The organism is Aeromonas sp. FDAARGOS 1414, assembly GCF_019047065.1.
Taxonomy (GTDB): domain Bacteria; phylum Pseudomonadota; class Gammaproteobacteria; order Enterobacterales; family Aeromonadaceae; genus Aeromonas; species Aeromonas veronii_A.
Genome location: NZ_CP077210.1, coordinates 138459 through 163287, shown reverse-complemented (window position 1 = coordinate 163287; position 24829 = coordinate 138459). Strand labels below are relative to the sequence as shown.

Genomic DNA, 24829 nt, shown 5'->3' with positions numbered 1-24829 from the left:
ATACAACCTCGCCAGTCTAGAGAGGCAGCAGCCAAAAGTCATCCCCTTCGAACGGATTGAAATTATCGTTTTTCAATAAGTTTAGCCTTGACTCTATATCGCAAAACGATAAACACTAGCATCTGTTTATTGATAAACAATAATTTCATGCGCGCACGCTCCATCTTTTTTCTCTTTCAAGCAAGAGGTGAAACGATGAAACACCATACGCTCGGACACATCAGCGACCTGATCGAATGGTGCCTGCTGCTGACCCTGCTGACAGCACCGTTCATGGCCCTTATCTTTCTGTCACATTCCATCTGGAGATAAACGATGAAACACAACAAGCTCGAACGAATGAGCGGCCTGATCGAGTGGGTTCTGCTATTTGCACTGGTGGCCACCCCACTTATGACCGTCATGGGAGCCTGGTCACACCTGTTGGGTGGCAACGACTATCTGCATCAGGAGCTGGTCGATGCCCTGGCAGTGAATGACGGTTCCACACTCAGTAATGTCCCACTGAACATGCCCTCACCAGTAGTGACCACTACGGCCCCCTCGATTGCCGACTACCCCCTCAATGTGGGTACCCGCCTGCTGGCGACCTTGGTCATGCTGCTGCCTGATGTAGTTTTCATGCTCATCCTGTGGCAACTGCTCCAGCTGTTTCGTGGCTATCGATGCGCCATGCTGTTCACCTTCGACCAGATCCGTCGTTACAAAATGATCGGACTGCTGCTGTGTGCCAGTTTCATCGCCGAGATCATCACCACGCCACTGCTGGATATAGCGCTCACTCTGCAAGGCCCTGAACTGCACGGCACCATCAATATCAGCTCCTCAAACTTTCAGTTGCTGCTGGCCGGATTGATCGTCTCAGCGCTGGCACTGGTCATGCGCGAGGCCAAACTGCTGGCCGATGAACAGCAACTGACGGTGTGAGGAACATATGCCCATTATCATCCGCCTCGATGCCCTGCTGGCCGAGCGCAAAATGACCGCCCGCGAGCTGGCCCAGCGCATCGACATCACCGAGGCCAATCTCTCGATCCTCAAGAATGGCCACGCCAAGGCGGTGCGCTTCTCCACTCTGGAGGCCATCTGCCGTGAACTCAATTGCCAGCCCGGCGATCTGCTGGGCTACGAGCAGGAGCACTAACCCCTTATGAGTCGTCATATCACCCTGTTTGCCCTGTGGCTGCTGCCGCTGTGGGCCTGCGCTGGCAATGACGCGAGCGGCCCCCGCTATCTTATCGAGCGGGGCGCCAGCGCCAATGTGCTGCAAGTGCGCCTCACCATGCAGGGCAAGCCCCCTTTTACCCTGCTCCCCGCTCGTCAGTTGCCGGGCAGTGCCACGCCGGTTTCCCCCGCGCTGGTCTGCCTTGCAGACAACCAGCCGGTTGCCCTCAACCAGCCCTTCTCCTGCAAAGAGGTTGGCTGGCAGATCACGCTCACACCGGCTCCGACAGTGGGTGCGGATGCCTCGGCCCAACAGTCGCTTCTGTTCGCTCCCAACCAGTGGCTATTGACCGAATGGGGTAACTTTGTGCGCCAGCAGGGGAGCCGCCAAGGGAAGGTATGTCTGCCTGATGGCAGCTGCCAACCGTTACCGGATGTCAACCAGCCACCGCTGATCTTGCCATTTGGTCTGCAAACTGTGCCCGTCACCAAGCCGGATCCGCGGCTGGTGCTGAGCCATGACGAGACCGCCAATCAGCTCGATCTGCCGGCCTTGCAGCAGCAACTGAATGAGATCATCGACTATCTGGCCTTCCAGCTCGATGTGGATCCACCCACTCACCCGTGGCAACTGGTGTGGCTGGGGCGGGATGTGGCGACCCGCTCTCTCGGCGGCACCGCCGGAGATCAGGTGTTTGTCGCCAACTACCCCACCGAGGCTGGCAAACCGACGCCACAGGCCCCCTTGCGCCTGCTGCGCACCTCGGCCCACGAGGCGGTGCATATCCTGAGCGCTCGCCACTCTACTCCACAACCCACCTGGGTCAACGAGAGCCTCGCCGAGTACCTCGCCATCAAGGCGCTACGCCGCTTTCGGCTGCATCAAGTCACGGCGGTCAACGAGCTGGCCGAGCGGGGCAAACTGCTACCCCATAGCGAGAGCGGCCTCTATCGGGCAGCTCGCGAGGTGCTGGCGGGCGATCGCTCCTACTACCCGCTCTTTTACGTCAAGGGGAGCGCCTTCTGGGAAGCGCTGGAGCGGGAGTTGCAACACAATGACGTGACGCTGGCGCAACTGCTGCCCCAACTGGGCTGGCTGCCGGATGGCCGCTTTGATGCTGCATCCAATGAGCTGCTTGCCGGCACCATCGGCTCGGATACCTGGCGCCGTCTCAGCCGCCTCTATCTTGGCGAGCAGCAGTAGCGCCACAAACCGCACTAACGAAAAAGGGAGAGCCGTGGCTCTCCCTTTTGTTAGGTGAAATAGACAAATATCAGGCTGGAGCACTCTCCTGCGCAGACGGCGCAAAGGGGCGCAGCCGCAGGAAGAAGACCGGCAAGACCACCAGCACCATCAGGAAGAAGATGCCACCGCCGAGAGGCTCGAACAGCACGCCGCAGAGCGCCATCAGGGCCGCCACCGTCATGCCGAGGCCAAGGGCCGCATAGAGCGCCTGAGTCGGGATCAACTGCTCGGCGGGCAGCTGGCGAGTCATGAAACGCACAGCCCCGAGATGACTCATGCCAAAGGTGACCGAGTGGAGCAACTGCCCCAGCACCAGTACCCACAACTCGGTCGAGGCCCCCAGCAATACCCAACGCACCACACAACCGATGGCACCGGCGATAAAGAGACTCTGGGCGCCAAAGCGTTGCAGGAAACGCTTGTCGGCGGCGAACATGCAAATCTCCGCCACTACCCCGAGCGCCCAGAGATAGCCGATGATGGTGCCGCTATATCCTTGCGCCTTCCAGTAGATTGCGCTGAAACCGTAATAAGCGGCGTGGCTCCCCTGCAGCAAAGCTGTCAGCAGCAGGAAACGGCGCACCGGTGCGCTGCGCAGGGTTGCCAGCAAGGACGCCTTGGCGCGCTCGCCCTGACTATCCTGTGGCGCCGGATAGAGCGGCAGCCAGCTGAGCAGCAGCATCAGCACCAGCCCCGCCACCATGGTGTGCAAAATCCAGTCACTACCGAAGTTGCCCACCAGCGCCCCCACCAAGGTCGAGGCGACAATAAAGGCAAAGGAGCCGCACAGCCGCACCTTGCCGTAATCGAGGTGCGCCTGCACCACCATGCGGGTCGCCAGCGCCTCCCCCACCGGCATCAGGGTCGGATAGATAAAGTTCGCCAGCAGAGTCAAGCCCACCAACCACCAGAGGTTATGACTGAGATAGAAGCCGAGAAACGCCAGCAGACTGAGCAGAGAGAGCAACCGGGTAACCGGCAGCAGATGGCCCGCCCCCTTGATCTGCCCCATTACCATCAGGTTGCCGGCAAAGCGGATCGCCATCCCCGCCCCCAGCAGCAGACCAATCATCTCGGCGCTGACGCCCACCCCCTCCAGCCAGAGCGACCAGAACGGCAAGTAAGCACCGTAGACAAAATAGAAGGCGCCGAAAAAGAGCGCTAACCAGGAAAACGCGGGCATAGATCCTCTGCAACCGGATGACGGGAGCAGAATGATAACCCATCCTCCCCCGCAGATCCCGATGGAAACCCTGCGCAGAAATCGAAAAAAATTCAATAAAATTGAACTATTACCGAAGAGGTGGGGTCTACCTGGTAACACCTCCTCCTGGTTAGTGTTGCAATCCTTCCACCCGCCCATGGCGGGTTTCTTTTTTAGGCAAACATCTGCTCTGCGCCATCGTCACAACATGGCGGCGACAAAAAAGGGGCCGAAGCCCCTTTGATCATCTGCGTCTGTTGTTTGCTCTTTAGAATACGTATTTGACCCGTGCACTCAGGTTGCGGCCCGGTTCAGTCATCATGCTGTTATCGGAGCCCTCGGCACGACCGGCGATGCGCTCGTAGCTGGTGTACTCCTTGTCAAACAGGTTGAAGACCCCGACGTTGAGCTGCAGGTCGGTCATCGGGTTGAACTGGGCGTACATATCCACCACACCCCAACCGGCGCTCTTCACGTAATCCTTGCCTTTGCTGTCTTTACGGACTTTGTCCATGTCGTCAGCAAAGCGCAGCGCGGTGTTGAAGTTCCATTGGGACTGTTCCAGACGCACACCGACGGAGCCGTTGAGCGGGCTCAGGCTGTTGATGTAGTTGCCATCCCCATCCTTGCCTTCGATGTAGGCGAGGTTGCCCCATACATTGACGATGTCGTTGAGCCAGTAATCCGCCTTGGCTTCGACCCCTTTGGTGGTCGCCTTGCTCAGGTTCTGGTACTGGTAGACGGCGGTTCTCCCCTCTTTGCCCACTTCCACCATCTCGATGAAGTCTTCAAACTTGTTGTAGAAGCTGGCTACTTCATAGCTGAAACCGTTGCTGCTGCCACGTACGCCAAGATCGATGCCGTCGCTGCTCTCCGGATTGAGGTTCGGGTTGGGCTCGATGCGATAGCCGTACGCCTGATGGTTCAGGGTGGAGAAGGCGCTGTCATACATGGGGGCCTTGAAGCCGTGGCTGTACTGGGCGAACAGGTTGGCCGCCTCGTGGGCCTTGAACACCAGACCCAGCTTGGGTGACAACTCCCCTTCGGAGAACTTGTGCAGCTTGTCGCCTGTGTAGGCCGGATCGTTGTCCGGGGTCATCCGGTAGTAGTCATAACGGGCACCCGGGGTCAGTACCCAGCGCTCGCCAAACTTGATCTCGTCAAAGGCCCACAGGGCGCTGCGCTCGCTGGTGGTAGCCGGGAAGCTCAGCTCGTTGTAGCCGACAAAATCACCGGGTGTCGTCGGCCCCTTGTAACGGGTACGTTCGTTGTCGGTGTGCTCGTATTCAGCCCCCCAGGCCAGGCGATGGTTGGCGACCGCCTTGTGGAACTGCAGCTGGGCGCCGATGTTCTTCTGATCGAACACGTTGTGATCCAGCGAGTTTTTGGTCACATAGGGGTTGCCGGGGCTGACCGGATACTTGGATGAGGCGTACTGATCCAGCGTCTGCTTGGTGCGGGCGAAGTAAACCTTGCTATCCATCCGATCGGCCCAGCCTTGATTCAGCGCGATGCCGTGATCCAGCACCACTGAGAGGTTGTCGGTCTGCTTGTCGGTGATGGGCTGATCAAAGACACGGGCAGTGCCGGTACCGACCTTGTTGAGCTTGACCGCATCCGGCTCCTCGCCATCGGTCAGGTAGTCAACGGTCAGCTTGAGGAACTGCTCATCGGAGAGGTTCCACTTGCTCTTGAGCAGCAGGGCGTGGGTACCGATATCGAAGTCGTTCTTGGTGGAGTCGAAATTCTGGGTCACACCGCCATCGCGCCAGGTGTAGCGCAGCAGGTTCTCCACTTCACCAGTGCGCAGGGCGCCGGTAAAGCCCGCCATCTTCTGGTGGCTGCTGGAGGCGTAACCGCTGGTCACGTCCAGATAACTATCCTTGCCCTTGAGGAAATCGCTGGCATCCTTGGTGGTGATGGCAATTACGCCACCCAGCGCATCGGAGCCGTAGGCGGCAGACGCCGGCCCCTTGGCCACTTCTACCTGCTTAATCATGTCGGTATCGAAGTAGCTCTGGCCAACCCCGCCCTTGCTATAGGCATCGTTCTGGCGTACACCGTCACGCACCACCTTGACCCGGTTTTCACCCATGCCGCGGATGATAAAGGTCTGCGCATCACCCTGACCGCCGAGCACAGTCACACCGGGTTCGTAGCGGAACAGGTCGGCGACGTTGGTGACGACCTGCTCTTCAATCTGCTTGGCGGTGATCACCGAGATGGGGCCGGAGACATCTTCCAGTTTTTGCTCCATCCGTGAGCCGCTGACGACCACGACTTCATCCGCCTTCTGGGTGGCAGCAAAGACCTGGGAGGAGAGACCGGCCGCCACGGCGAGGGCAACCAGAGAGAGTGCGTTATGATGGGTCACAGCGAATCCTTATTGAGAACTGTTATCAAACAGGCCGCATATTACCCGGCTCCCGACAAAGATCAACAAGAAACGAAATCATTCTCATTTGTTTTGAACCAAATTGGTTTTACACTGTCGCCCTGTGTTGCCCTTATTCTCTATTAGCCCCCCGAGATGCACCGGCATCCGGGCATATCAGCCGTGAGATCCCATGATTAGACGACTTCCCCTGCTCGCCCTGCCGCTGCTACTGGCAGCCTGTGCCACCCCAACCCAGCCAAACGTGTCATCACAGTTGCAGACGCTCTATGACTACCGGCTAAGTAGCGAGGGAGATGCAGACCTGACGCTGGAGCAGGCGATCGCGCGCATTGCCGACGCCGACATCATTCTGGTGGGTGAGCTGCACAGCCATCCCGCCGTGCATCTGTTGCAATCGCGCCTGCTGAGCGGGCTCTACACCGCTGGCCAGCAGCACGGGCGGCCATTGGCCCTCTCCATGGAGCAGTTCAGCCGCGCCGATCAGAAGACGCTGGATGCCTATCTGGCGAACCAGATTGGTGAAGCGGCCTTGATCCGCGAAGGCAACGCCTGGCCCAACTATCCGAGCGACTACCGCCCGCTGGTGGAGTTTGCCAAAACGCACCAGATGCCGGTGATCGCCGCCAACGCCCCCAAGCCCCTGGTGAGCTGTGTCGGTCAGGAGGGGGCTGAGTGGCTCGACAAACTGCCCGCCACACGTCGCAGCCAGCTGGCCCGCCAGCTGACGCTGGGGGATGACCCCTATCGCCAGAAATTTATGGCCTCCATGCACCACGGCGATGCCGACAGCAACGCCCGCCGCTTCGCCGCCCAGACCAGCTGGGATGACACCATGGCCGAGAGCATGGTGAATTATCTCGTCAAGCACCCGGGCCAGCAGATCATGCATATCGCCGGCAATTTCCACGTCGAGGGGGGGCTTGGGCTCGCCAGTCGCATCGCCAGCCGCAATCCGGCCCTCAAGGTAGCGCTGGTCGTCCCCCGTACAGATGAGACCTCTGTTGCAGATCCCGCAGCCGATGTGCAGGTAACCATCATGCCGCTGCCTAAGCGCTGGCAAAACAGTGACGAGATGAAGCAAGATATGGGCGCGCTGCATCAATCCCGCAGTCGTGACTGCAGCCAGTGGCTGCAACCCTAATTTTCAAGGAAACGGCGGGTAAGAAAATGGATGTGTTACTGATCATCGATGTGCAGCAAGGCTTGTTCAACGAGCCCCGTTACCGCCAGGAGCAGGTGCTGGCCAATATCAATCGGGCTGCGGCCCATGTCAGGCAGCAACAGGGACGGGTCATCTATATCCAGCATGACTCGCCCCCCGGTACCGAACTGGAACCGGGCACCCCGGGTTGGCAGTTGCACAGTGCGCTGCAACCGGCCAAAGGAGATAGCCGGGTGCGCAAGACAGCATGTGACAGCTTTCTCGATACCGAGCTTGCCTTCCTGCTGGCCGAGCAGCCGGTCGATCGACTGATCCTCTGTGGCTGCGCCACCGATTTTTGCGTCGATACCACGGTGCGCAGTGCGGCCTCCCATGGGTACGAGGTGCTGGTGTTGAGCGATGGTCACACCACCGCCGATCGCCCCCACCTGAGCGCGGCCCAGATCACCGAGCACCATCACTGGATGTGGCGCCACCTCAGCCTGCCGGAGGGGCGCAGTGTGACCCTGCTCACCACCGACGAGCTGCTGGCAGTAACACCCGCCCTGCAGCCGTGCTAATCTGCGAGCCTCGCCTCGTTTCTCACTGGAGTCTGTCGTGCGCCAGTTGTCTGCCACCCTGTTGTTGATTGTTCCCCTGCTGTCGGCCTGCTCCAGCTTGCCCGGACAGAAGTATGACGGGCCGGAACCTCTGTTTCTGACCCACATCAACGAGGAGGGGAGCAAGCGGTTCACCTTTGAAGCCGCGCCCAACGACACCTTGCCGCGCGGCCTCTCGGCGGCCCAGAGCCAGCGGCTGCTGGAACAGCGAGAGGCGTTACAGGAGAACCTGCTGACCGAGATCCTGACGACCAAGCAGTATTGCCGCCAGGGCTACATCGTACTGAGCCAGACCTCCTGGAAGGTACGGGGGGAGTGTAACGAAACGGCCACCGACGCTGATCGTCGCGCTTTTCCCAACAAGGCCAGCTGGCAGGATTGAACAGGCCGGATGAGATAACGCAATAAAAACGGGCAGCCCAGTGGCTGCCCGTTTTGTTATGACGGCTGTCGTGGTCGACAGGGATTATCAAACCGGCGCATCGGCCGGGCTGGTGAGCTCGGCACCGTTGTCGATGCGCTTGTGCCCTTCCACCAGATGGACGAAGTCCACCAGCTCGTCACCGGAGACCGCAAACGCCTGGCCGAAGCCCTTGACGAACAGCCCCTGCTCCGGCTTGAGACGGAACAGTTTGAAGTCCTTGAGGTTGGAGAGCCCCTTGATGATCTCGCCAAAACGTCCCTCCAGCGCCGCCACGGCCTTGCTCCAGCGAGCGTCGTCACGGGCAACCACTTCGGCCACAGCATCAAAGGTCAGACGCTTGCGGGCAAACAGCTCGCGGGCACCACTCTCATCCTCGATCAGCATCAGGGATACCCGGGGCACCTGTTGCAGATTGCGGGCATGACGGGCGATCTCGGAGATCAGCACATAATAGCCATCTTCCTGCAGCACGAACGGCGCATAACTGGCGTTGGGATTGCCTTCGCTGTCGACGGTGGCGAGCTGCAGGGTACGGCAGCTGTCGCGAAACTCGCGGATCTCCGGTTGCAGGCGGTTCTGCAGACGCTCCTGACGTTCACTCATGCTTTGACTTCCTCTTGAGAGTTGTGGCGCAGCGCCATGAAACGGGTGACCTGATCGGCCAGCAGCTGGCGTTTCTCGTCGCGACCCAGATAGACCTTGAAAATACAGCGGCCGGAGTGACCGAAGAACTGGAAGGAGTGCCCCTCCTTGCCCATGAACAGCTTGCTGACCAGCGCAATCCCCGCCACGTTGTCGAGTTTGAGGTGACCATGCAGCTCACCGTCGCGGCCCATCAGGTTGTAGTAGCCGCGTGCGTCCTTGCCTTTCGGGAAGGGGGCTTTGACCTCGAAGATGGAACCTTCTGATTCGACGATGGTGGTCACCGGGCCCCAGTCGGCCAGATCTTCCAGCAGACCTTGTGCGCGATCGGCGGGCAGCAGGGTCACCAGCTCGGCGGGCAGATGGCGAACCACCTCCCATTCGCTGATGGCAAGCTGGGCCGCCAGGGTGGACGGATGAGCGCCGGGATCCTGCTCCAGCAGCGCGTGAATGCGTTGTGCAATGCTCATGTTTTCTCCCTCTGCGGGACCATGTTGTCCCGCTGTTTATCATGGCGGCTACTCTAATAAAGCACCGAAACCAATGCAATTGATAATTGCTATCATTATCAGTGCATTTTTTCCAAAGCCTTGATATTCTCGGCGGCACACCCGTTTCATTCACCCCTTCGGAGGTTAGCATGGGCCGTCGTCTTGCCCTCGCCATCACCCTGCTCTGCAGTTCACTCTCTCCCTTCTCTGCCGTTGCCGCCGACGGACAGAAAGAGCGTATCGTCAGTATCGGCCCGGCCACCACAGAACTCATTCTGGCCCTTGGCGGTGAATCGAGCCTGATCGCCACCGATGTCAGCAGCCCCTTGCCAAAAGGGTTGCCCAAGGTGGGTTATCACCGGGCGCTGGCCGCCGAAGGGATCCTGAGCCTCTCCCCCACCCGACTGGTGGGCAGCGACGAGATGGGCCCGGCCCCGACCCTGGATCAGCTGCGTCGTGCCGGGGTCAAGGTGGAGGTGCTGGATACCGCGCCGACCCTCGCCAACCTCAATCAGCGTATCGACACCCTCGCCAACCTGCTGGGCGATAAAGCCGCTGGCGATCGCCTGAAGGCAGAGATCCAGGCTCAGACCGATCAGCTGGCGGCGCAAGCCAAACAGAACAAACCGCTCAAGGTCGCCTTCCTGCTGCTGCACAAGGGGCAACCCACCAGCATCGCCGGGGGGGACACCACCGCCAGCGCGCTGATTTCTCTGGCAGGCGGCATCAATCCGGTCACCGAGTTGCGCAACTACAAGCCGGTATCCGCCGAAGCCCTCATCGAGATGCAGCCCGATCTGGTGCTGGTTAGCGGTCGTGACTGGCAGCAGTATGCCGATCCGGCCAAGGTGCTGGCCGAAGTGCCCGCACTGGCCGCTACCCCGGCTGGCAAGCGTAACGCCATTCACGCCATCGACGGCCACGCCCTGCAAGGGGGCCTGAGCCTCAACTCCCTGCAACAGGCGAACCAGATCGCCCAGTGGATCAAGCAGGGGTCATGATGCGGTTACCCCTCTCCTGGCTGCTGGCCTTCACCACGGCCGCACTGGCGCTGTTGCTGCTCGGTTCGCTGGCAACCGGCCCCATGACCCTCACCCTTGGCGAGAGTCTGCGGGCGCTGTTTGCCGGGCAGGAGAGCGGGATAGAGTCACACAAGCTGCTGATCGTGCAAGAAATTCGCCTGCCGAGAACCCTGCTCTGCATCGCAGTGGGGGGGATTCTCGGGCTCTGTGGCGCCGTGATGCAGGGGCTGTTTCGCAACCCTCTGGCTGACCCCGGCATCATAGGTGTCTCCGGCGGTGCGGCGCTTGGGGCGGCGCTCGCCATCGTGCTGCTAGCCCCCCTCGGCCAGCAGCTGCAAACCACCATTGGGATTGGCCTGCTACCGCTGCTCGCCTTTCTCGGCGGCGCGCTCACCACCACCCTGGTCTATCTGCTCGGCACCCGTGAGGGCGGCACCTCGGTCACTGTCATGCTGCTGGCCGGGGTCGCCATCACGGCGCTCTCCGGTGCGGTGATCGGCCTGCTCACCTATCTGGCGGACGATCAGATGCTGCGCAACCTGAGCCTGTGGCAGATGGGAACGCTGGCGGCAGGCAAACCGGCCGATGTAGCGCTGGCCCTGCTCACCCTGGCGGCCCTGCTGTGGCTCTTTATGCGCGATGCCAATCCCCTCAACGCCCTGCTGCTGGGTGAAGGGGAGGCCCGTCATCTGGGGGTCAATGTGCAATCCCTCAAACGTCGCCTGATTCTGCTCACCGCGGCGGGCGTCGGGGTGGCGGTAGCGGTATCGGGGATGATCGGCTTCGTCGGGCTGGTGGTGCCTCATCTGGTGCGCCTGCTGGCGGGTCCCAACCATGTCAGGTTGCTGCCGCTCTCGGCCCTGCTTGGCGCTGCCCTGCTGCTGGCAGCCGATATGCTGGCACGCACCCTGCTGGCCCCGGCCGAGCTGCCGGTGGGCATCATCACCGCTCTGCTCGGCGCCCCCTTCTTCATCTGGCTGCTGGTAAAAGGCCGCCGCGCCCTGTGATACGGACTGTTATGCAACCACTCTTATCCTCACTCTCCGCCCCCCTGTTGAGCTGCAGCCGACTCAGCCTGCGCCGTGGCCAGCGCCAGATCCTGGATGGGCTCGATCTTAGTCTCGAGAGCGGTACCCTCACCGCGCTGCTCGGCCCCAACGGGGCGGGCAAGAGCTCGCTGCTCAAGTGCCTGACCGGCGAGCTGGAATATGAGGGTTCCATCACCCTGTTTGGCGCGGCTCGCCAGCAGTGGGACAGCAGCCAGCTGGCCCACCGGCTCGGGGTATTGCCGCAAAGCTCCTCCCTCAACTTCCCCTTTCTCTGCGAGGAAGTGGTCGCCATGGGGCGCTTGCCCCACAGTGAACCGACGGCGCGGCGTGACGAAATTGTGGCTGCGGCCATGACCCATGCCGGGGTCGAGCATCTGGCCAAGCGGCTCTATCCCGGGCTCTCCGGCGGCGAGCGGCAGCGGGTGCAGTTTGCCCGGGTGCTGGCGCAGATCTGGCAGGCCCCCTCTCCGACCGAGCAGGCCGAGCAACCCCGCCTGCTGCTGCTCGACGAACCCACCTCGGCGCTGGATCTGAAATACCAGCATCAGCTGCTCACCATGGCGCGCGCCCTGGCAAGCCGCAATACAGCAGTACTGGTGGTGCTGCACGACCTCAATCTGGCGGCGCGCTATGCCGATCGGCTGGTGATGCTGGAGCGGGGCAAGCTGATGGCCGATGGCACGCCTGCCGAGGTGCTGACCCCTGAGCTCATCGCCCGTCTCTATGACTATCCGGCACAGGTGCTCCACCACCCCGAGAGCGGCCTGCCGATGGTGGTGTGACAAATTCAGAGTGCGGTAACGGCAGGAAGTGCGCCATTCATCCCGGAAACTGCAGCGTATAAACCGGTTTTTCACACCCCATATCGCCCTGCTAACATTCATCATTGCCAGATATGTGGTGTGAATATCCTCACACTTTACTCAGGCAAAACCCCCGCAGCATCACCGTCTACTTATAATGGCGCCGCCTCACAGAAGGCATAACTCATTGATGCTACGGAATAATTACAATGAAAAATATCAACAAGACCCTACTGGCTGCCGCCATCTCTCTCGGGATGCTGGCTGGCTGCAACAGCGACAACGACTCAAAGGCAGCTGATCCCATGGTTCGTTTTGCCACCTTCAACCTCTCTTTTGACCGCACTGCCGCCGGTATGCTGACCGGTGAGCTGGCCTTGACCCGCACCGAGCAGGATGCCCTGCTGGCCCGCCTCGCCGAAGGGAGCCTGAGCGGCGCCACTGAAACCAAAGCCAAGAACGTGCAGCAGATCCGCAACGTGGCGGAGATCATCCAGCGCACCCGCCCGGATGTGTTCCTGCTCAACGAGTTCGACAACGACGGCAAAGGCGAGAGCACCGCCGACCTGAAAGCCTTCAACGACAACTATCTGGCCCACGCCCAGCACGCAGAGGTGACGGCCATCAGCTATCCGGTGATGCAGAATTTCGCCACCAACACCGGTCTGATGAGCGGTTATGACCTCAATCTGGATGGCAAGGTCAACAGCGGCCCCGACGATGCCTGGGGCTTTGGCAACTACCACGGCCAGTACGCCTTTGCGGTGATGTCCAAATACCCCATCGACACCAAGCAGATCCGCACCTTCCAGCACTTCAAGTGGAAGGATATGCCGGGCGAGCAGAATCCCATCATCGATGACTGCAACAATCCCAAGGTCAAGATCCCGGCCAGCCGCCAGTGTGGCGATGCCTGGTATTCAGACGCAGCCTGGCAGCAGTACCCGCTCTCCTCCAAGAACCATGCCGATGTGCCGGTACGGATCAAGACCGAGAAGGGGGAAGAGGTGATCCACTTCCTGATCTCCCACCCGACCCCGCCAATCTTTGCCAACGCGGCGCGCCACACCGTCAAACACAACCGCGCCGAGATCGCCTTCTGGAACGACTACGTCAAGGGTCTCAACTACATGACCGATGACAAGGGCACCAAGGGTGGGCTGGCCAAAAACGCCAAGTTTGTCATCGCCGGCGATCTCAACGCCGATCCGCTCACCGGTGACGGCGACCTGACCGCCATTCAGGATCTGCTAAACAACCCGCTGATGAATCAGGCCATCACCAATGGCACCCTGATCCCGGTCAGCGAAGGGGGCCCGGAGTGTGTCCGCAAGGGGGCCGACTGCAAACGCAACCTCAATCGCCCCAACCCGGAACGGATCACCAACTCCAGCGTGCTGCAGCTGGATCACGTCATCCCCTCCGCCAACCTCAACGCGGTCAAGAGCGGCGTCTTCTGGCCTGCCAGCTTCGAGGCCGGTTATCACCTGGTCTATGATGCAAAACTCGGCATCGCCAAGGGAGTCAGTTCGGATCACCGCATGGTGTGGGTCGATCTCAAACTCGACTAACTCTGCCATGACCCCGCTGCGGCGGGGTCTTTTATTGGCGATGGGCGGCGAGCTGACCACTGCTCGTTAATCCACCGCTTGGCATGGCATCACTCATCCATAGCGGTTGAATAGGCCCCCCGATCACAGAACCACCGCGCCAATGGTGGTAGCATGCCCGCTCTTGCCATCCGGCCGCACGGCAGATCCGGTGGCCCTCCCTCCTCCGCTTTCACTTTTTGAGGAACGATTTGATGGAACTGCTTCTGCTTAGCAACGGTAAAGCCAACGAATTTCCAGGTCTGCTCGGCTGGGCCCGCGATCGGGTTCAAAGCCTGCTGGCCCGCAAACAGGTCAAACGCATCCTGCTCATCCCCTACGCGGTGATCCGCAGCGACTGGGATGCCCGTGCCAACGAACTTACCGAGAGCCTCGGGATCGAGACCATCAGCATTCACCACTTCGACGATCCGGTCGCGGCCGTCAATCAGGCCGACGCCATCTTTATCAGCGGCGGCAACACCTGGCGCCTGAATCAGCTGCTGCATGAAAATGGCCTGATCGTGCCGATCCAGCGTGCCGTGCGTGAGCGGGGCGTCCCCTATGTGGGCTGGAGCGCAGGTTGCAACGTGGCGACCCCGAGCATCCGTACCACCAACGATATGCCGGTCTGCAGCGCAGCCGTGCTGCCCGCGCTGGGCCTGTTCCCGCTGCAGATCAACCCGCACTATCTGGACGCCAGCATCAGCGGCCACATGGGCGAGACCCGCGACGAGCGTCTGGCCGAGTTCTGCGCCATCAACCCGAGCGAATATGTGGTGGCCCTGCGCGAAGCGAGTCTGCTGCAAATCACCGGAGAAAACGGCAGCGAGCGTCTGGAGTACTGGAGCGCCCGCGAGCAGGACTTCAAGATCTTCAAACACGGTCAGGCGCCGCAAGCCTTTATGGACGCCGCCCCGTTGGCCGAGCTGACCCCCTTCAAGGTCGGCTGAGCCACGAAGAGCTCTTCACCACTGGCAGGCAGATAGCTCGCGAAACCGTAAAAACAAAAGAGGGATGGCTCAATGCCATCCCTCTTTTTTATCGTCATCTTTCAGCTGGTTGCAGCCTGATTACTCACCCTGCAGGGTCACCAGCACCTTGCGGGCACCACCATCGACGCGATGTTCGCCAAGCCAGATCCCCTGCCAGGTGCCGAGCGCCAACTGACCATCGCGAACTGGCAGCAGCAGGCTCACCCCGAGCAGGGAGGATTTGATGTGAGCGGGCATGTCATCCGCCCCCTCATAGGTGTGGCGATAGTAGGGGGCATCCTCCGGCGCCAGCCGGTGCAGATGAGCCTCCATATCGCTGCGCACGCTGGGGTCGCAATTCTCGTTGAGGGTGAGCGAGGCGGAAGTATGTTGCAGTAGCAGGTGGGCCATGCCGAGCCGGTAATCCGCCAGCATCGGCAGTTTGGCCACCAGCTCGTCAGTCACCAGATGAAAGCCCCGCGAACGGGGCTTCAACGTCAGCAGGCACTGCTGCCACATCAGACATACTCCATAAAGACGCGGGAGGTGAGTTTGGTGATGAGTTCGTAGGGGATGGTGCCAATCTCGTCGGCCACCCGCTCCACCGGCAACCCCTCGCCCCACAGCACCGCCTCGTCACCGGCCTTGTCGGTTGCGCCGGGCCCAAGATCTACCGTGCTCATATCCATGGAGACACGCCCCACCAGCGGCACGATGCGGCCGTTGATCAGCACGGAAGTACCATTGGGCGCCATGCGCGGATAACCGTCACCGTAGCCGATGGCGATCACCCCGAGCCGGGTATCGCGATCCGACACCCAGTTGGCGCCATAGCCCACCGGCTCGCCCGCCTTGTGATCCCGCACCGCAATCAGCTGGGTCTTCAAGGTCATCACCGGCTGCAGGTCGTAATCGGCCGCCACCGTGTTGGGGAAAGGCGACACGCCATAGAGGATGACGCCGGGGCGAACCCAGTCGCAGTGGGAGTCTGGCCAGGCCAGAATGCCCGCCGAGTTGGCCATGGCCCGCTCGCCCGCCAGCGGTGCGGTCAACTTGCTGAACAAGTCGATCTGCTCGCGGGTAGTAGGCTGCTCCAGCTCATCGGAGCGGCTGAAGTGGGTCATGATGTTGAACGGCTGCACCACGTTCTTGCACTTGCCGAGTCGTTCGATAAAGGCGGGCATCTCGTCGGCACGTACCCCGAGGCGATGCATGCCGGTGTCGAGCTTGAGCCAGGCCACCACGGGCGCTGGCAGCTCAACCTGCTCCAGCGCTTCGAGCTGCTCCCAGGTGTGAACCGCCGTCTGCAGGTTGTTGGCCGCCAGCACCGGCAGATCGTCGGCAGAGAAGAATCCCTCCAACAGCACGATGGGTTTGACCACGGCGCAGGAGCGCAGCATCAGCGCCTCTTCGATACGGGCCACCGCATAGGCATCCGCATCCACCAGGGTGCGAGCGACCGGCAGCAGTCCGTGGCCATAGGCGTTGGCCTTGACCACAGCGATGATCTTGCAAGCGGGAGCGTGGCGCTTGACCACGGCGAGGTTGTGGCGCAAGGCCGCAGTGTTGATTTGGGCAGTAGCCGCTTTCATGGTTTTCCCTTACGAGGGCACAAATGGTCTCCCCCTCATCGGGCAGAAGACCGCCACTCACTTATCGTCGTCGAAGGCCGGACCGGCATAATTGTCGAACCGGGAAAACAGGCTCTGACGGGCTGCCTTGCAGTGAATGGCAAGCGGGTCAGAGCGGTGGTGGCAATCCTGACCACAGGATTGCCATGATTGTTACTTATCAATAATCGTCGTCAAACGCCGGACCGGCGTAGTTGTCGAACCGGGAGAACTGACCCTGGAAGGTGAGGCGCACCCGGCCGACATTGGCACCGTTACGCTGCTTGCCGGAGATATCCGGCATCTTTCAGGGCACTCTTGGCAATCCCCATCCGGGCGGCCTTATCCATTACTTATCAATAATCGTCATCAAACGCCGGACCGGCGTAGTTGTCAAACCGGGAGAACTGCCCCTGGAAGGTGAGGCGCACCCGGCCGATGGGGCCGTTACGCTGCTTGCCGATAATGATCTCGGCAATCCCCTTGTCCGGGCTGTCATCGTGATAAACCTCATCACGATAGATAAACATGATCAAATCCGCATCCTGCTCGATGGAACCCGATTCACGAAGGTCCGAGTTGACCGGGCGCTTGTCGGCCCGCTGTTCCAGGCTTCGGTTCAACTGGGAGAGCGCCACCACCGGGCACTGCAGCTCTTTCGCCAAGGCCTTGAGGGAGCGGGAGATCTCGCCGATCTCCAGGGTACGGTTGTCAGAGAGCGCCGGCACCCGCATCAGCTGCAGGTAGTCCACCATGATCATGGATAGGCCACCGTGCTCGCGTGCCACCCGACGGGCACGGGAACGTACATCGGTCGGAGTGAGGCCGGAGGCGTCATCGATATACATCTTGCCCTTCTCCAGCAGCAATCCCATGGTGGAGGAGAGGCGTGCCCAATCCTCGTCGTCGAGCTGACCGGTACGCACCTTGGTCTGGTCGATACGACCGACCGAGGCGAGCATACGCATGATGATCTGCTCGGAGGGCATCTCCAGCGAGAAGATAAGCACCGGCTTGTCGGCCGTGAGGGCCGCATGCTCACAGAGGTTCATGGCAAAGGTGGTCTTGCCCATGGAAGGACGGGCCGCCACGATGATCAAATCCGAACGCTGCAAACCGGCGGTCATCTTGTCGAGATCGTTGTAACCGCTCGATACCCCGGTCACCCCGTTGTGCGGCGTCTTGAACAGCTCTTCAATCTTGTCGACGGTCTGCTCGAGGATGAGCTTCAGGGGCTGGGGCCCCTCGTTGGCGCTGGTGCGCTGCTCGGCAATCTTGAATACCTTGCTCTCGGCAAGATCCAGCAGATCGCCAGAGGTACGGCCCTGTGGCTCGTAGCCTGCTTCGACTATCTCGTTGGCGACCGAGATCATCTCCCGTACGACCGCCCGCTCCCGCACGATTTCGGCGTAGGCGTTGATGTTGGCAGCACTCGGGGTGTTCTTGGCGATCTCCACCAGATAGGCGAAGCCGCCCGCCTCTTCCAGCTGTTCGGAGCGTTCCAGCTCCTCCTGCAGGGTGATGAGGTCGATGGGGTTGCCCGCGTTGGAGAGGCGGGTCATGGCCTGGAAGATCAACCGGTGCGGACGGCTGTAGAAATCCTGATCGATCACCCGTTCGGCAACCCGATCCCAGGCATCGTTATCCAGCATCAGGCCGCCCAGTACGGACTGTTCGGCCTCAAAAGAGTGGGGAGGAACTTTCAGCTGTTGTGTCTTGGCGTCTTTTTTCGCCGTCACTTGCTCTGCCATACACATAAAAACCGCAGCGGGAAGGGAACGGGAATTTTACAAAAGAAAGCCAACTACGGCGAGCCCTATCTGGCGGCTCATACCATCATAAAGGGCCAAACCAGAGTCTGCTCTACCTTGACCATTTTGATTTTGCTTCGCATTTTGCGCTCCTTGCGACTCAATCTTCTGCTTTTCATCCGGTTTACTCCTCTTGTTTGACGCCGCATCGCGACAACCTCGTTCATGAATAATTCATGCCAGAGGTGATATTGATGAATACAAGCTGCGACACAATTAGGGACAGGCAGCCTGCCATGCGCCTTGCTGAGCTTGCCAAAGCGGAGCATGCCCCACCCACAGACGAGAGTGAAAAGAGTCAAAATGAAAAAGATGCTGACCCTGTTTGCCGTGATCCTGGCCATTGGCCTGGGGGCACCTCACGCCGAAGCCAAGAAGTTTGGCGGCGGCAAATCCTTTGGTAAAAGTTACAAAACTGCGCCGGCCCAGCCTGCGGCCAAACCGGTCGACAACAAGAATCCGACACTGAATGCCCAGACTCCGCCGAAAAAGAGCGGCATGATGGGCGGCCTGCTGGGCGGCCTGCTGGCCGGTGGCCTGTTTGCCTACCTGCTGGGCAGCGGTGCCTTTGAAGGTCTGCAAGGAATGGACTTCCTGCTGATCGCCCTGCTGGCGCTGGGTGCCGTCTTCCTGATCCGTACCCTGCGCAAGGGCAAGGTCGCGACGCCACAGCCACAACAGGCGGCCTATGCGGGCTATCAGCCACCGCAATCCGCGGCCCCGCAGCAGTTTGAGCAGAGCAACAGCGCACCGCAAGCCACCGGCTTTGCCGACAGCGATGTGCCGTTCCGCCTGCCGCCGGGCTTTGACATGAACAGCTTCCTGGCCGGTGCCCGCGATCACTATCGCACCCTGCAAGAGGCGTGGAACAAGAACGATCTGGAAAAGGTGCGCGAGTACGTCAGCCCCGAGCTCTTTGAGCAGCTCAAAGCCGAACGCGCCGAACTGACTGGCGACCAGCATACCGAAGTGATGTACGTCGATACCCAGCTGGTACGCGCCGACTACGGCAGCGACTGGGCTCAGGTGAGCGTGCGCTTCAGTGGCCGCTACATGGACCGTCAGGAGCAGGTCGAAGAAGACATCAAAGAGGTGTGGCACCTCGAGCGCGATCTGGCCAAGAACAATGCCCCCTGGCATATCGTCGGTATCGAGCAGCTGTAAGGTTTAGATTGTCACTACGCAAGAGGCGGCCAACGGGCCGCCTCTTTTCATTTCATCCCCTCACCTGACCTCATACAGGCGATTGCTATCGTCATTGATGATTGAAGAGTTGTAACCGCCACCCAAACAACGACAAAGGGCAGCCACCGGCTGCCCTTGGGGATCACATCTGGAGCTAAACGCCCCGCTGACGAATCAGTTGCACCCTTCGGCAGATGTTGAGTTCAGATAGCTCACCTCATTGCCTGGCTGATAATCCGCCACGTTGATGGTCTTCTTGATCTCGATGTACTCCTTCAGCACAGCAGCATCCACCAACCCGGCGTTGATGGTATCGATCTTCGGATAGCCGTCACCACCGGAGGCGCTGAAGCTCGGGATCGCGAAGCTGTAGGTTGCTGCCGGATCAAACGCCTTGCCACCGATGCTGGTGATATTGACGCTCTTGGCCTGGCAATCCACCGCCATGTTGATACCGCCAAACTGGGCATAACCACCGGTATTGCGGGTCTTGCTTGCCACCTGGCCCAGATAGGTCGCCAGATCGCTTCCCTTCATGACAGCCTTGTTGACCGTGTTGCCAAACGGGTGCACCAGCAGCACGCTGCGGTAAGTGATATCACCGGCCGGGATGCTGTCACGGACGCCGCCAGAGTTGACGATACCAAAGTCGACACCCAGCTTGCTGCTGGTCGCCGTGGTGATGAGGCGACCCAGGTTGGTCTGCTTGTTGCGAACCGAGTTGCGATCACCAACCAGCAAGCCATCTGCCGAGCCAATGACGACATTCAGCTCTTGCTGACCTTTCTCCTGATAACCCAGCAGGGTGTTATACAGCTCGGGATCCTTGGTGATCTCGTCCTGTACGAACTGCATCTTGGCCGGGTCCTTGGTCACGGTGCCGTTGGCATCGATCGCCTCGCCCTTGGCGTTGCGCTTGATCAGGTTGACCGGGATCAGGTCATAGCTGGTCAGGGTCAACTTGCCATTCTGGTACTCAAACTGAGCACGGCCCACATACTTGCCCCACTCGTGAGCCTGCATGATCCAGGTGCCGTTTTGCTGATCCGGCTGGCAGTTATCACCCGGTTTGAAATTGGCGTACTTGTTGGTGGTACCCGGTTCCATACAGACCGGATTCTGGGAGTGGCCACCAATGATGGCATCCAGAGTCCCTGCCGGCAGTGCACGAGCCATCTCTACATCGCCCGGCGCATTGCTGCCGTGCTGACCATTCTCGTAATGGCCCATGTGGGTGATGGCGAAGACCAGATTGGCCTCCTTGTTGCTGCGGATCTGCTGGCCCAGTTTGGCCGCTTCCGTAGTCGGATCGCGGAACTCCAGGGTCTGCACGTTGTTGGGATCAACCAGCTGGGCGGTATCCTCAGTGGTCAGACCCAGTACGGCGACCTTGAGACCGCTCTCCAGCTTGAACACCTTGTAGGGGTCAAAGTAGTGCTTACCGCTGGCCTTGTCATAGATGTTGGCCGAGAGCATGGGGAACTGGGCCCACTTGCGCTGCTTCTCCAGTACGCTGAGGGGGTTGTCGAATTCATGGTTGCCCACTGCCATGGCATCGTAGCGAATGTTGTTCATCGCCATGAAGTCAGGCTCGGCATCCTGCAGATCGGACTCCGGCACCCCGGTATTCACGTCACCACCAGATAGCACCAACACCTCGCTGCCAGCAGCCTTGGCCTCGCTACGCAGCTGCTCGACCAGAGTCTTCTGGGCAGCCATACCATACTCATTTTCAGCGTTGTGCCAGAAACGGCCGTGGGTATCGTTGGTGTGCAGGATGGTCAGTTTGCAGACATTTTCGGTGCAGGGTGCAACGGTGTCATTGCTCGAGGTATTACAGCCAGTCAGTGCAGCAAGCACGGCCAGTGCCACGCCGCCTTTGATAAAGTTATTATTCATTTCCATATCACCTTGATTGTTTTGTTATTTATCAACCCTGTCCAGCGGGTCGGGCGCCAATATAACAAACAACAGATGACCGTTTTTCATCGATGACTCACAAATTCTGCTAATTGTGATCTTCGGCCCAACATCCGGCTTCCTGCTGATTTGTCAGGTTTTTTGTTGAGCTGTCACTCACTTGATCCCCTCCCGCACCAAGGAGACGCCACCCGGACGCGCCTTTATGGCATACTCCCCAGCCAGCCATGCCCGAGGAGATGATTTGATGGCCAAGTACGACAAGATTTCCCCCGAGACCCAGCAGGAGGCGATGAAAATTGCCCGTGCCAACCAGAAGCCGGGGCAGACCAAGGAACAGACCCAGCTTATCGCGCAAGGGATCCAGAAAGGCATCGACGAATACAAGAAACAGATGAAGGCGCGGGCCCGCGAAGCGAGCCGCCAGAAAAAAATGCAGGCCAAAGCCAGGCAGCCACAGGGCGCGCCACAAACCGAAGAACAAGACGATCAGCTGGAGCTGGTTGAAGTAAGCCATCAGCATCCCCTGCCCTGGATCTTGCTAGTGTTGAGCTGGCTGGGATTTGCAGCAGCTTGGTTCTGGTCGCACTAAGACGCGCTAGCAAACCTTTATCCGGGATCCTCTTCACAGCCCGGGCCCGAGCTGCTGGTGATTACCAACGAAGAGTGATTAAATCCCGCGCCTCTTGCACCGAGCTCCCTGTTTTTTGACGATCAGTTTTCAGGAAAGATGTTATGAACCCCGCTCCGCTCTATCTGCTGGCCCCTTTTGTTCTGTTCCTTGTGACCATGCTGCTCTATCGCATTTCGCCGCTGCGGGCGGTCGCAGCCGGCGGGGTACGCTGGTTTATCCTCCCCGCCTTCACCCTGTTTATTTTGCTGATCATCATCAACGGTGCCGCCGATCCCGCCCTGCGCGATCCGGCATTCCACTGGTTGATGCCGGGCCTTGGCTTTGCCCTGAGCCTGTTTCCGGCCCTGCCCAAGGCGCTGGTGCCACGGCTCGCCATCAAGGAGGGGGCCTTTGCCGCCCTCGGTCTGATGCTGATGAGCCTAGCCATGGTCTACTGACCAACCGGCCACAGCCGTTAGCATGATGCAAGGGGCGCTCTGTGACGGGAGCCCCTTGTACAAACAATGGCCTGCAGGCATCTTGGTGACAGGATAACCAGCAAGGAGGCCAAATGGACAATCCGCCCGATTTCATGGCGCTGTGGGATTATCAGGATCCCGCCGCCAGCGCCCTGCGTTTTCACACCCTTCTTCCCGAAGCGCGCGCCGCCGCCGACCTGCAACTCGAACTGGAGTTGCTGACCCAAATTGCCCGCACCCATTCGCTGCAGCGCCAGTTTGCCGAAGCCCACCAGCAGCTCGATGAGATAGCGCCTCGCCTCACCGACACAACCCCCAGAGCGCGGATCCGGGCCCTGCTGGAGCGAGGCCGCACCTTTAACTCGGCGGGCGACAAAGCTAGTGCCAAACCGCTGTTTGAACAAGCTTGGCAGTGGGGGCTCAAGGAGAAGGAGACCTATCTCGCCATCGACGCCGCTCACATGATCGCCATCGCCGCACCACTGGAAGAGCAGAGCCGCTGGCATCAACTGGCGATGGAGCTGGCGGAACGCAGCAGCGACGAGAAGGTGCGCGGCTGGCTAGGCCCCCTTTACAACAATCAGGGCTGGACCCTGTTCGAATTGGGCCGCTTTGAGGAGGCGAAAATCCAGCAACAGAAGTGTCTGGCCTGGCATCTGCAACATAACCAGTCGGCCAAGGCGTTTATCGCCCGCTGGAGTCTGGCTCGCCTGACCCGGGCCCAGGGTCAGCACCAGCAGGCGCTGGCAGAGCTGCACCAGCTCAAGGCCGATATGGCCGAGGCTGGCGAACCTGAGGATGGTTATCTGTTCGAGGAGCTGGGGGAAAATGCCTTGGTGCTGGACGATCCGCTGGCCGCGGAATACTTCTCCCGTGCCTGGTTTCTGCTATCGCAGGACCGCTGGTTCAGCGCCAACGAGGGGGAGCGACTGGCCCGCCTCAAGCGCCTCGCCAAACTCTGATCCCCAAAATAGCAAGGGCGGCACGCTAGCCGCCCTTTCTGCTGGCAAGATGGTTCAGGCCCGATTGGACTCCTCCCACCCCTGCTTTTTACGGTAAATGGTGGAGGGGCTGATCTCGAGCAGGGCCGCCGCCTTGGGAATATTGCCGTCACAACTGGCGATGGCCTGTTCGATCACCTCTTTCTCCACCAGCCAGAGCGGACGAATCGGCCCGTTGGCCACGCCAGTAGCGGCCGGAGCCGATGCCACCGCTGCCGCAATCGCAGCCGGCAGTTGGGGGCGCGCCCCATTGAGCGGTGGAGGCAGAATATCCGGGCTCACCAGCTCCTTGTCGTTGAGCACCACGATATTGCGCACCACATTTTGCAGCTCGCGTACGTTGCCAGGCCAGGGGTAGTCGAGCAGCACTCGCGCCGCCTCGACATCGAAATCCTTAAAGCGTTTGTTCTCCTCCTTGGCGTAGCTCTGCAACAGGGTACGCGCCAGCAGCAGGATATCCTCGCCCCGCTCCCGCAGCGGCGGCAGGGTGAGGGGAATGACGTGGAGCCGATAGTAGAGATCCTCGCGAAAACGGCCTGCTTTCACCTCCACCAGCGGATCCCGGTTGGTGGCGCAGATAAAGCGCACATCCACCGTCTCGAGCTTGCCGCTGCCGACTCGCTGCACTGTGCCGGTCTGGATAAAGCGCAGCAGCTTGCTCTGCAGATCCAGGTCCATCTCGCAGATCTCGTCGAGAAACAGGGTACCGCCATCGGCCAGACTGGCCGCCCCCTTGCGATCCCCCTGCGCACCGGTAAAAGAGCCCTTCACATGACCGAAGATCTCGCTCTCCATCAAATCATGGGGAATGGCGGCGCAGTTGAGGGCAATAAAGGGCTGTTCGCTGCGGGGACTGCACTGGTGAATCGCCTCGGCACACACCTCTTTGCCGGTGCCGCTCTCGCCAGTGATAAAGACGGTCGCCTTGCTGGGCGCCGCACTTTCGATGATGCGATAGACCGCCTGCATCGACATTGAGGCACCGATAAAGCCGAAGAAAGAGCTGCGCTCGAAGTTCTCCCGATAGTGGGCAACCAGCGAACTCAACTGCTGGTGTTTCAAGGCATTGCGAACGGTTGCACAGAGCCGCTTGCTGTCAAACGGCTTGGTCAGAAAATCGAAGGCACCGAGGCGCATCGCCTCCACCGCCACATCCACCGAGCCGTGGGCGGTGATCACTACCACCGAGCAGGGCAGTTGCTGTTCGGTGATCATTTGCAGAATATCCATACCGGACATATCCGGCAGCTCCAGATCCAGCAGCACCACGGGGGGAGGACTTGCCAGCAACTGCGCCAACGCCTGCTGACCACAATCGGCCAGCACCACCTCATACCCCTCCTGGCGCAGGTACTGTTCATAGACCACCGCCAGACTACGGGTATCTTCCACCAGCAGGACACGCGATTTATTTTCAGCCACTGGACTCATCCTTGTATTTGA

At 60.1% G+C, this 24829-nt stretch carries 25 protein-coding genes; 15 read left to right on the top strand and 10 right to left on the bottom strand.

Going from position 1 to position 24829, the window contains the following annotated elements; all coding sequences use genetic code 11:
- Window positions 1-315 precede the first annotated feature (315 nt).
- The 3 genes from I6L44_RS00790 to I6L44_RS00780 are packed head-to-tail and all read left to right on the top strand — an operon-like array spanning window position 316 to window position 2368.
- Window positions 316-927, top strand: coding sequence for a DUF2975 domain-containing protein (locus I6L44_RS00790; protein ID WP_201949613.1), 612 nt, complete (start codon window positions 316-318; stop codon window positions 925-927).
- Window positions 928-934: 7 nt separating this feature from the next.
- On the top strand, window positions 935-1144 hold the full coding sequence (locus I6L44_RS00785) for a helix-turn-helix transcriptional regulator (protein ID WP_201949611.1): 210 nt from the start codon (window positions 935-937) through the stop codon (window positions 1142-1144).
- 6 nt (window positions 1145-1150) lie between these two features.
- Window positions 1151-2368: a hypothetical protein gene (locus tag I6L44_RS00780; RefSeq protein WP_201949609.1), complete on the top strand. Its 1218-nt coding sequence runs from the start codon at window positions 1151-1153 to the stop codon at window positions 2366-2368.
- 70 nt (window positions 2369-2438) lie between these two features.
- Here the strand turns inward: I6L44_RS00780 and I6L44_RS00775 are convergent, their stop codons facing one another.
- Both I6L44_RS00775 and I6L44_RS00770 read right to left on the bottom strand, forming a co-directional pair.
- A complete protein-coding gene (locus tag I6L44_RS00775; RefSeq protein WP_005362507.1) occupies window positions 2439-3593 on the bottom strand; it encodes a 3-phenylpropionate MFS transporter in 1155 nt (384 codons plus the stop codon).
- A 289-nt stretch (window positions 3594-3882) separates the two neighbouring features.
- A complete protein-coding gene (locus I6L44_RS00770) occupies window positions 3883-5988 on the bottom strand; it encodes a TonB-dependent hemoglobin/transferrin/lactoferrin family receptor (RefSeq protein WP_216952995.1) in 2106 nt (701 codons plus the stop codon).
- 193 nt (window positions 5989-6181) lie between these two features.
- Here I6L44_RS00770 and I6L44_RS00765 point away from each other — a divergent pair, with 193 nt between their 5' ends.
- From I6L44_RS00765 to I6L44_RS00755, 3 genes are read left to right on the top strand one after another with little or no spacing between them, the layout of a single operon-like run.
- Window positions 6182-7153 carry a ChaN family lipoprotein gene (locus I6L44_RS00765; RefSeq protein ID WP_216952994.1) on the top strand — a complete coding sequence of 324 codons (972 nt, stop codon included), beginning with the start codon at window positions 6182-6184 and terminating at the stop codon, window positions 7151-7153.
- A 26-nt stretch (window positions 7154-7179) separates the two neighbouring features.
- Window positions 7180-7734, top strand: a complete 555-nt coding sequence (locus I6L44_RS00760) for a cysteine hydrolase family protein (RefSeq protein WP_005335255.1) — start codon at window positions 7180-7182, stop codon at window positions 7732-7734.
- Between the two features lie 37 nt (window positions 7735-7771).
- On the top strand, window positions 7772-8155 hold the full coding sequence (locus I6L44_RS00755; protein ID WP_216952993.1) for a hypothetical protein: 384 nt from the start codon (window positions 7772-7774) through the stop codon (window positions 8153-8155).
- A gap of 87 nt (window positions 8156-8242) precedes the next feature.
- Here I6L44_RS00755 and hutZ read toward each other — a convergent pair whose 3' ends face one another.
- Window positions 8243-8800, bottom strand: a complete 558-nt coding sequence (gene hutZ, locus I6L44_RS00750) for a heme utilization protein HutZ (protein ID WP_033114634.1) — start codon at window positions 8798-8800, stop codon at window positions 8243-8245.
- The gene (hutX, locus tag I6L44_RS00745) at window positions 8797-9309 is read right to left on the bottom strand and encodes a heme utilization cystosolic carrier protein HutX (RefSeq protein ID WP_005362516.1); all 513 of its coding nucleotides are present in this window, start codon (window positions 9307-9309) and stop codon (window positions 8797-8799) included. The genes hutZ and hutX overlap by 4 nt, the downstream gene beginning before the upstream one ends.
- Window positions 9310-9479: 170 nt before the next feature.
- Here hutX and I6L44_RS00740 point away from each other — a divergent pair, with 170 nt between their 5' ends.
- From I6L44_RS00740 to pepE, 5 genes are all read left to right on the top strand, one after another.
- Complete coding sequence (locus tag I6L44_RS00740) at window positions 9480-10331, top strand: hemin ABC transporter substrate-binding protein (RefSeq protein WP_167573395.1); 852 nt, start codon at window positions 9480-9482, stop codon at window positions 10329-10331.
- The gene (locus I6L44_RS00735) at window positions 10328-11359 is read left to right on the top strand and encodes an iron ABC transporter permease (protein ID WP_042060930.1); all 1032 of its coding nucleotides are present in this window, start codon (window positions 10328-10330) and stop codon (window positions 11357-11359) included. The genes I6L44_RS00740 and I6L44_RS00735 overlap by 4 nt, the downstream gene beginning before the upstream one ends.
- Window positions 11360-11370: 11 nt before the next feature.
- Window positions 11371-12183, top strand: coding sequence for a heme ABC transporter ATP-binding protein (locus tag I6L44_RS00730; RefSeq protein ID WP_069555932.1), 813 nt, complete (start codon window positions 11371-11373; stop codon window positions 12181-12183).
- 230 nt (window positions 12184-12413) lie between these two features.
- Window positions 12414-13775 carry an endonuclease/exonuclease/phosphatase family protein gene (locus tag I6L44_RS00725; RefSeq protein WP_216952992.1) on the top strand — a complete coding sequence of 454 codons (1362 nt, stop codon included), beginning with the start codon at window positions 12414-12416 and terminating at the stop codon, window positions 13773-13775.
- Window positions 13776-14008: 233 nt separating this feature from the next.
- Window positions 14009-14746, top strand: a complete 738-nt coding sequence (pepE, locus tag I6L44_RS00720) for a dipeptidase PepE (protein WP_216952991.1) — start codon at window positions 14009-14011, stop codon at window positions 14744-14746.
- 120 nt (window positions 14747-14866) lie between these two features.
- Here pepE and I6L44_RS00715 read toward each other — a convergent pair whose 3' ends face one another.
- From I6L44_RS00715 to dnaB, 4 genes are all read right to left on the bottom strand, one after another.
- Window positions 14867-15286 (bottom strand): secondary thiamine-phosphate synthase enzyme YjbQ, encoded by a 420-nt coding sequence (locus I6L44_RS00715; RefSeq protein WP_040067976.1) that lies wholly within the window; start codon window positions 15284-15286, stop codon window positions 14867-14869.
- Complete coding sequence (gene alr, locus I6L44_RS00710; protein WP_021230808.1) at window positions 15286-16359, bottom strand: alanine racemase; 1074 nt, start codon at window positions 16357-16359, stop codon at window positions 15286-15288. Before alr ends, I6L44_RS00715 begins: the two co-directional genes overlap by 1 nt.
- A gap of 199 nt (window positions 16360-16558) precedes the next feature.
- A complete protein-coding gene (locus I6L44_RS20550; protein ID WP_265344268.1) occupies window positions 16559-16681 on the bottom strand; it encodes a hypothetical protein in 123 nt (40 codons plus the stop codon).
- Between the two features lie 52 nt (window positions 16682-16733).
- On the bottom strand, window positions 16734-18128 hold the full coding sequence (gene dnaB / locus I6L44_RS00705; RefSeq protein WP_026035132.1) for a replicative DNA helicase: 1395 nt from the start codon (window positions 18126-18128) through the stop codon (window positions 16734-16736).
- A 363-nt stretch (window positions 18129-18491) separates the two neighbouring features.
- Between dnaB and I6L44_RS00700 the strand changes: the two genes are divergently transcribed.
- Window positions 18492-19352 (top strand): Tim44 domain-containing protein, encoded by an 861-nt coding sequence (locus I6L44_RS00700; protein ID WP_005335275.1) that lies wholly within the window; start codon window positions 18492-18494, stop codon window positions 19350-19352.
- Between the two features lie 195 nt (window positions 19353-19547).
- Here the strand turns inward: I6L44_RS00700 and ushA are convergent, their stop codons facing one another.
- A complete protein-coding gene (gene ushA, locus I6L44_RS00695) occupies window positions 19548-21272 on the bottom strand; it encodes a bifunctional UDP-sugar hydrolase/5'-nucleotidase UshA (protein WP_216952990.1) in 1725 nt (574 codons plus the stop codon).
- A gap of 268 nt (window positions 21273-21540) precedes the next feature.
- On the opposite strand from ushA, the gene I6L44_RS00690 reads away from it, so the two are divergent.
- From I6L44_RS00690 to I6L44_RS00680, 3 genes are all read left to right on the top strand, one after another.
- On the top strand, window positions 21541-21885 hold the full coding sequence (locus I6L44_RS00690; protein ID WP_206877835.1) for a DUF2956 domain-containing protein: 345 nt from the start codon (window positions 21541-21543) through the stop codon (window positions 21883-21885).
- Between the two features lie 143 nt (window positions 21886-22028).
- Complete coding sequence (locus I6L44_RS00685; protein ID WP_005358483.1) at window positions 22029-22364, top strand: hypothetical protein; 336 nt, start codon at window positions 22029-22031, stop codon at window positions 22362-22364.
- Between the two features lie 113 nt (window positions 22365-22477).
- The gene (locus tag I6L44_RS00680; protein WP_216952989.1) at window positions 22478-23347 is read left to right on the top strand and encodes a hypothetical protein; all 870 of its coding nucleotides are present in this window, start codon (window positions 22478-22480) and stop codon (window positions 23345-23347) included.
- Between the two features lie 54 nt (window positions 23348-23401).
- On the opposite strand, the gene I6L44_RS00675 is transcribed toward I6L44_RS00680, so the two are convergent.
- Window positions 23402-24808 (bottom strand): sigma-54 dependent transcriptional regulator, encoded by a 1407-nt coding sequence (locus tag I6L44_RS00675; RefSeq protein ID WP_216952988.1) that lies wholly within the window; start codon window positions 24806-24808, stop codon window positions 23402-23404.
- Between the last annotated feature and the right edge of the window lie 21 nt (window positions 24809-24829).

Coding starts and splice junctions, on each gene's coding strand:
- ushA (WP_216952990.1), bottom strand. CDS start 21,272: ATGAATAATAACTTTATCAAAGGCGGCGTGGCACTGGCCGTGCTTGCT.
- I6L44_RS00715 (WP_040067976.1), bottom strand. CDS start 15,286: ATGTGGCAGCAGTGCCTGCTGACGTTGAAGCCCCGTTCGCGGGGCTTT.
- pepE (WP_216952991.1), top strand. CDS start 14,009: ATGGAACTGCTTCTGCTTAGCAACGGTAAAGCCAACGAATTTCCAGGT.
- I6L44_RS00680 (WP_216952989.1), top strand. CDS start 22,478: ATGGACAATCCGCCCGATTTCATGGCGCTGTGGGATTATCAGGATCCC.
- I6L44_RS20550 (WP_265344268.1), bottom strand. CDS start 16,681: ATGCCGGATATCTCCGGCAAGCAGCGTAACGGTGCCAATGTCGGCCGG.
- I6L44_RS00725 (WP_216952992.1), top strand. CDS start 12,414: ATGAAAAATATCAACAAGACCCTACTGGCTGCCGCCATCTCTCTCGGG.
- I6L44_RS00780 (WP_201949609.1), top strand. CDS start 1,151: ATGAGTCGTCATATCACCCTGTTTGCCCTGTGGCTGCTGCCGCTGTGG.
- I6L44_RS00765 (WP_216952994.1), top strand. CDS start 6,182: ATGATTAGACGACTTCCCCTGCTCGCCCTGCCGCTGCTACTGGCAGCC.
- hutZ (WP_033114634.1), bottom strand. CDS start 8,800: ATGAGTGAACGTCAGGAGCGTCTGCAGAACCGCCTGCAACCGGAGATC.
- I6L44_RS00785 (WP_201949611.1), top strand. CDS start 935: ATGCCCATTATCATCCGCCTCGATGCCCTGCTGGCCGAGCGCAAAATG.
- I6L44_RS00760 (WP_005335255.1), top strand. CDS start 7,180: ATGGATGTGTTACTGATCATCGATGTGCAGCAAGGCTTGTTCAACGAG.
- I6L44_RS00740 (WP_167573395.1), top strand. CDS start 9,480: ATGGGCCGTCGTCTTGCCCTCGCCATCACCCTGCTCTGCAGTTCACTC.
- I6L44_RS00735 (WP_042060930.1), top strand. CDS start 10,328: ATGATGCGGTTACCCCTCTCCTGGCTGCTGGCCTTCACCACGGCCGCA.
- I6L44_RS00700 (WP_005335275.1), top strand. CDS start 18,492: ATGAAAAAGATGCTGACCCTGTTTGCCGTGATCCTGGCCATTGGCCTG.
- I6L44_RS00775 (WP_005362507.1), bottom strand. CDS start 3,593: ATGCCCGCGTTTTCCTGGTTAGCGCTCTTTTTCGGCGCCTTCTATTTT.
- I6L44_RS00685 (WP_005358483.1), top strand. CDS start 22,029: ATGAACCCCGCTCCGCTCTATCTGCTGGCCCCTTTTGTTCTGTTCCTT.
- I6L44_RS00730 (WP_069555932.1), top strand. CDS start 11,371: ATGCAACCACTCTTATCCTCACTCTCCGCCCCCCTGTTGAGCTGCAGC.
- hutX (WP_005362516.1), bottom strand. CDS start 9,309: ATGAGCATTGCACAACGCATTCACGCGCTGCTGGAGCAGGATCCCGGC.
- dnaB (WP_026035132.1), bottom strand. CDS start 18,128: ATGGCAGAGCAAGTGACGGCGAAAAAAGACGCCAAGACACAACAGCTG.
- I6L44_RS00790 (WP_201949613.1), top strand. CDS start 316: ATGAAACACAACAAGCTCGAACGAATGAGCGGCCTGATCGAGTGGGTT.
- I6L44_RS00690 (WP_206877835.1), top strand. CDS start 21,541: ATGGCCAAGTACGACAAGATTTCCCCCGAGACCCAGCAGGAGGCGATG.
- alr (WP_021230808.1), bottom strand. CDS start 16,359: ATGAAAGCGGCTACTGCCCAAATCAACACTGCGGCCTTGCGCCACAAC.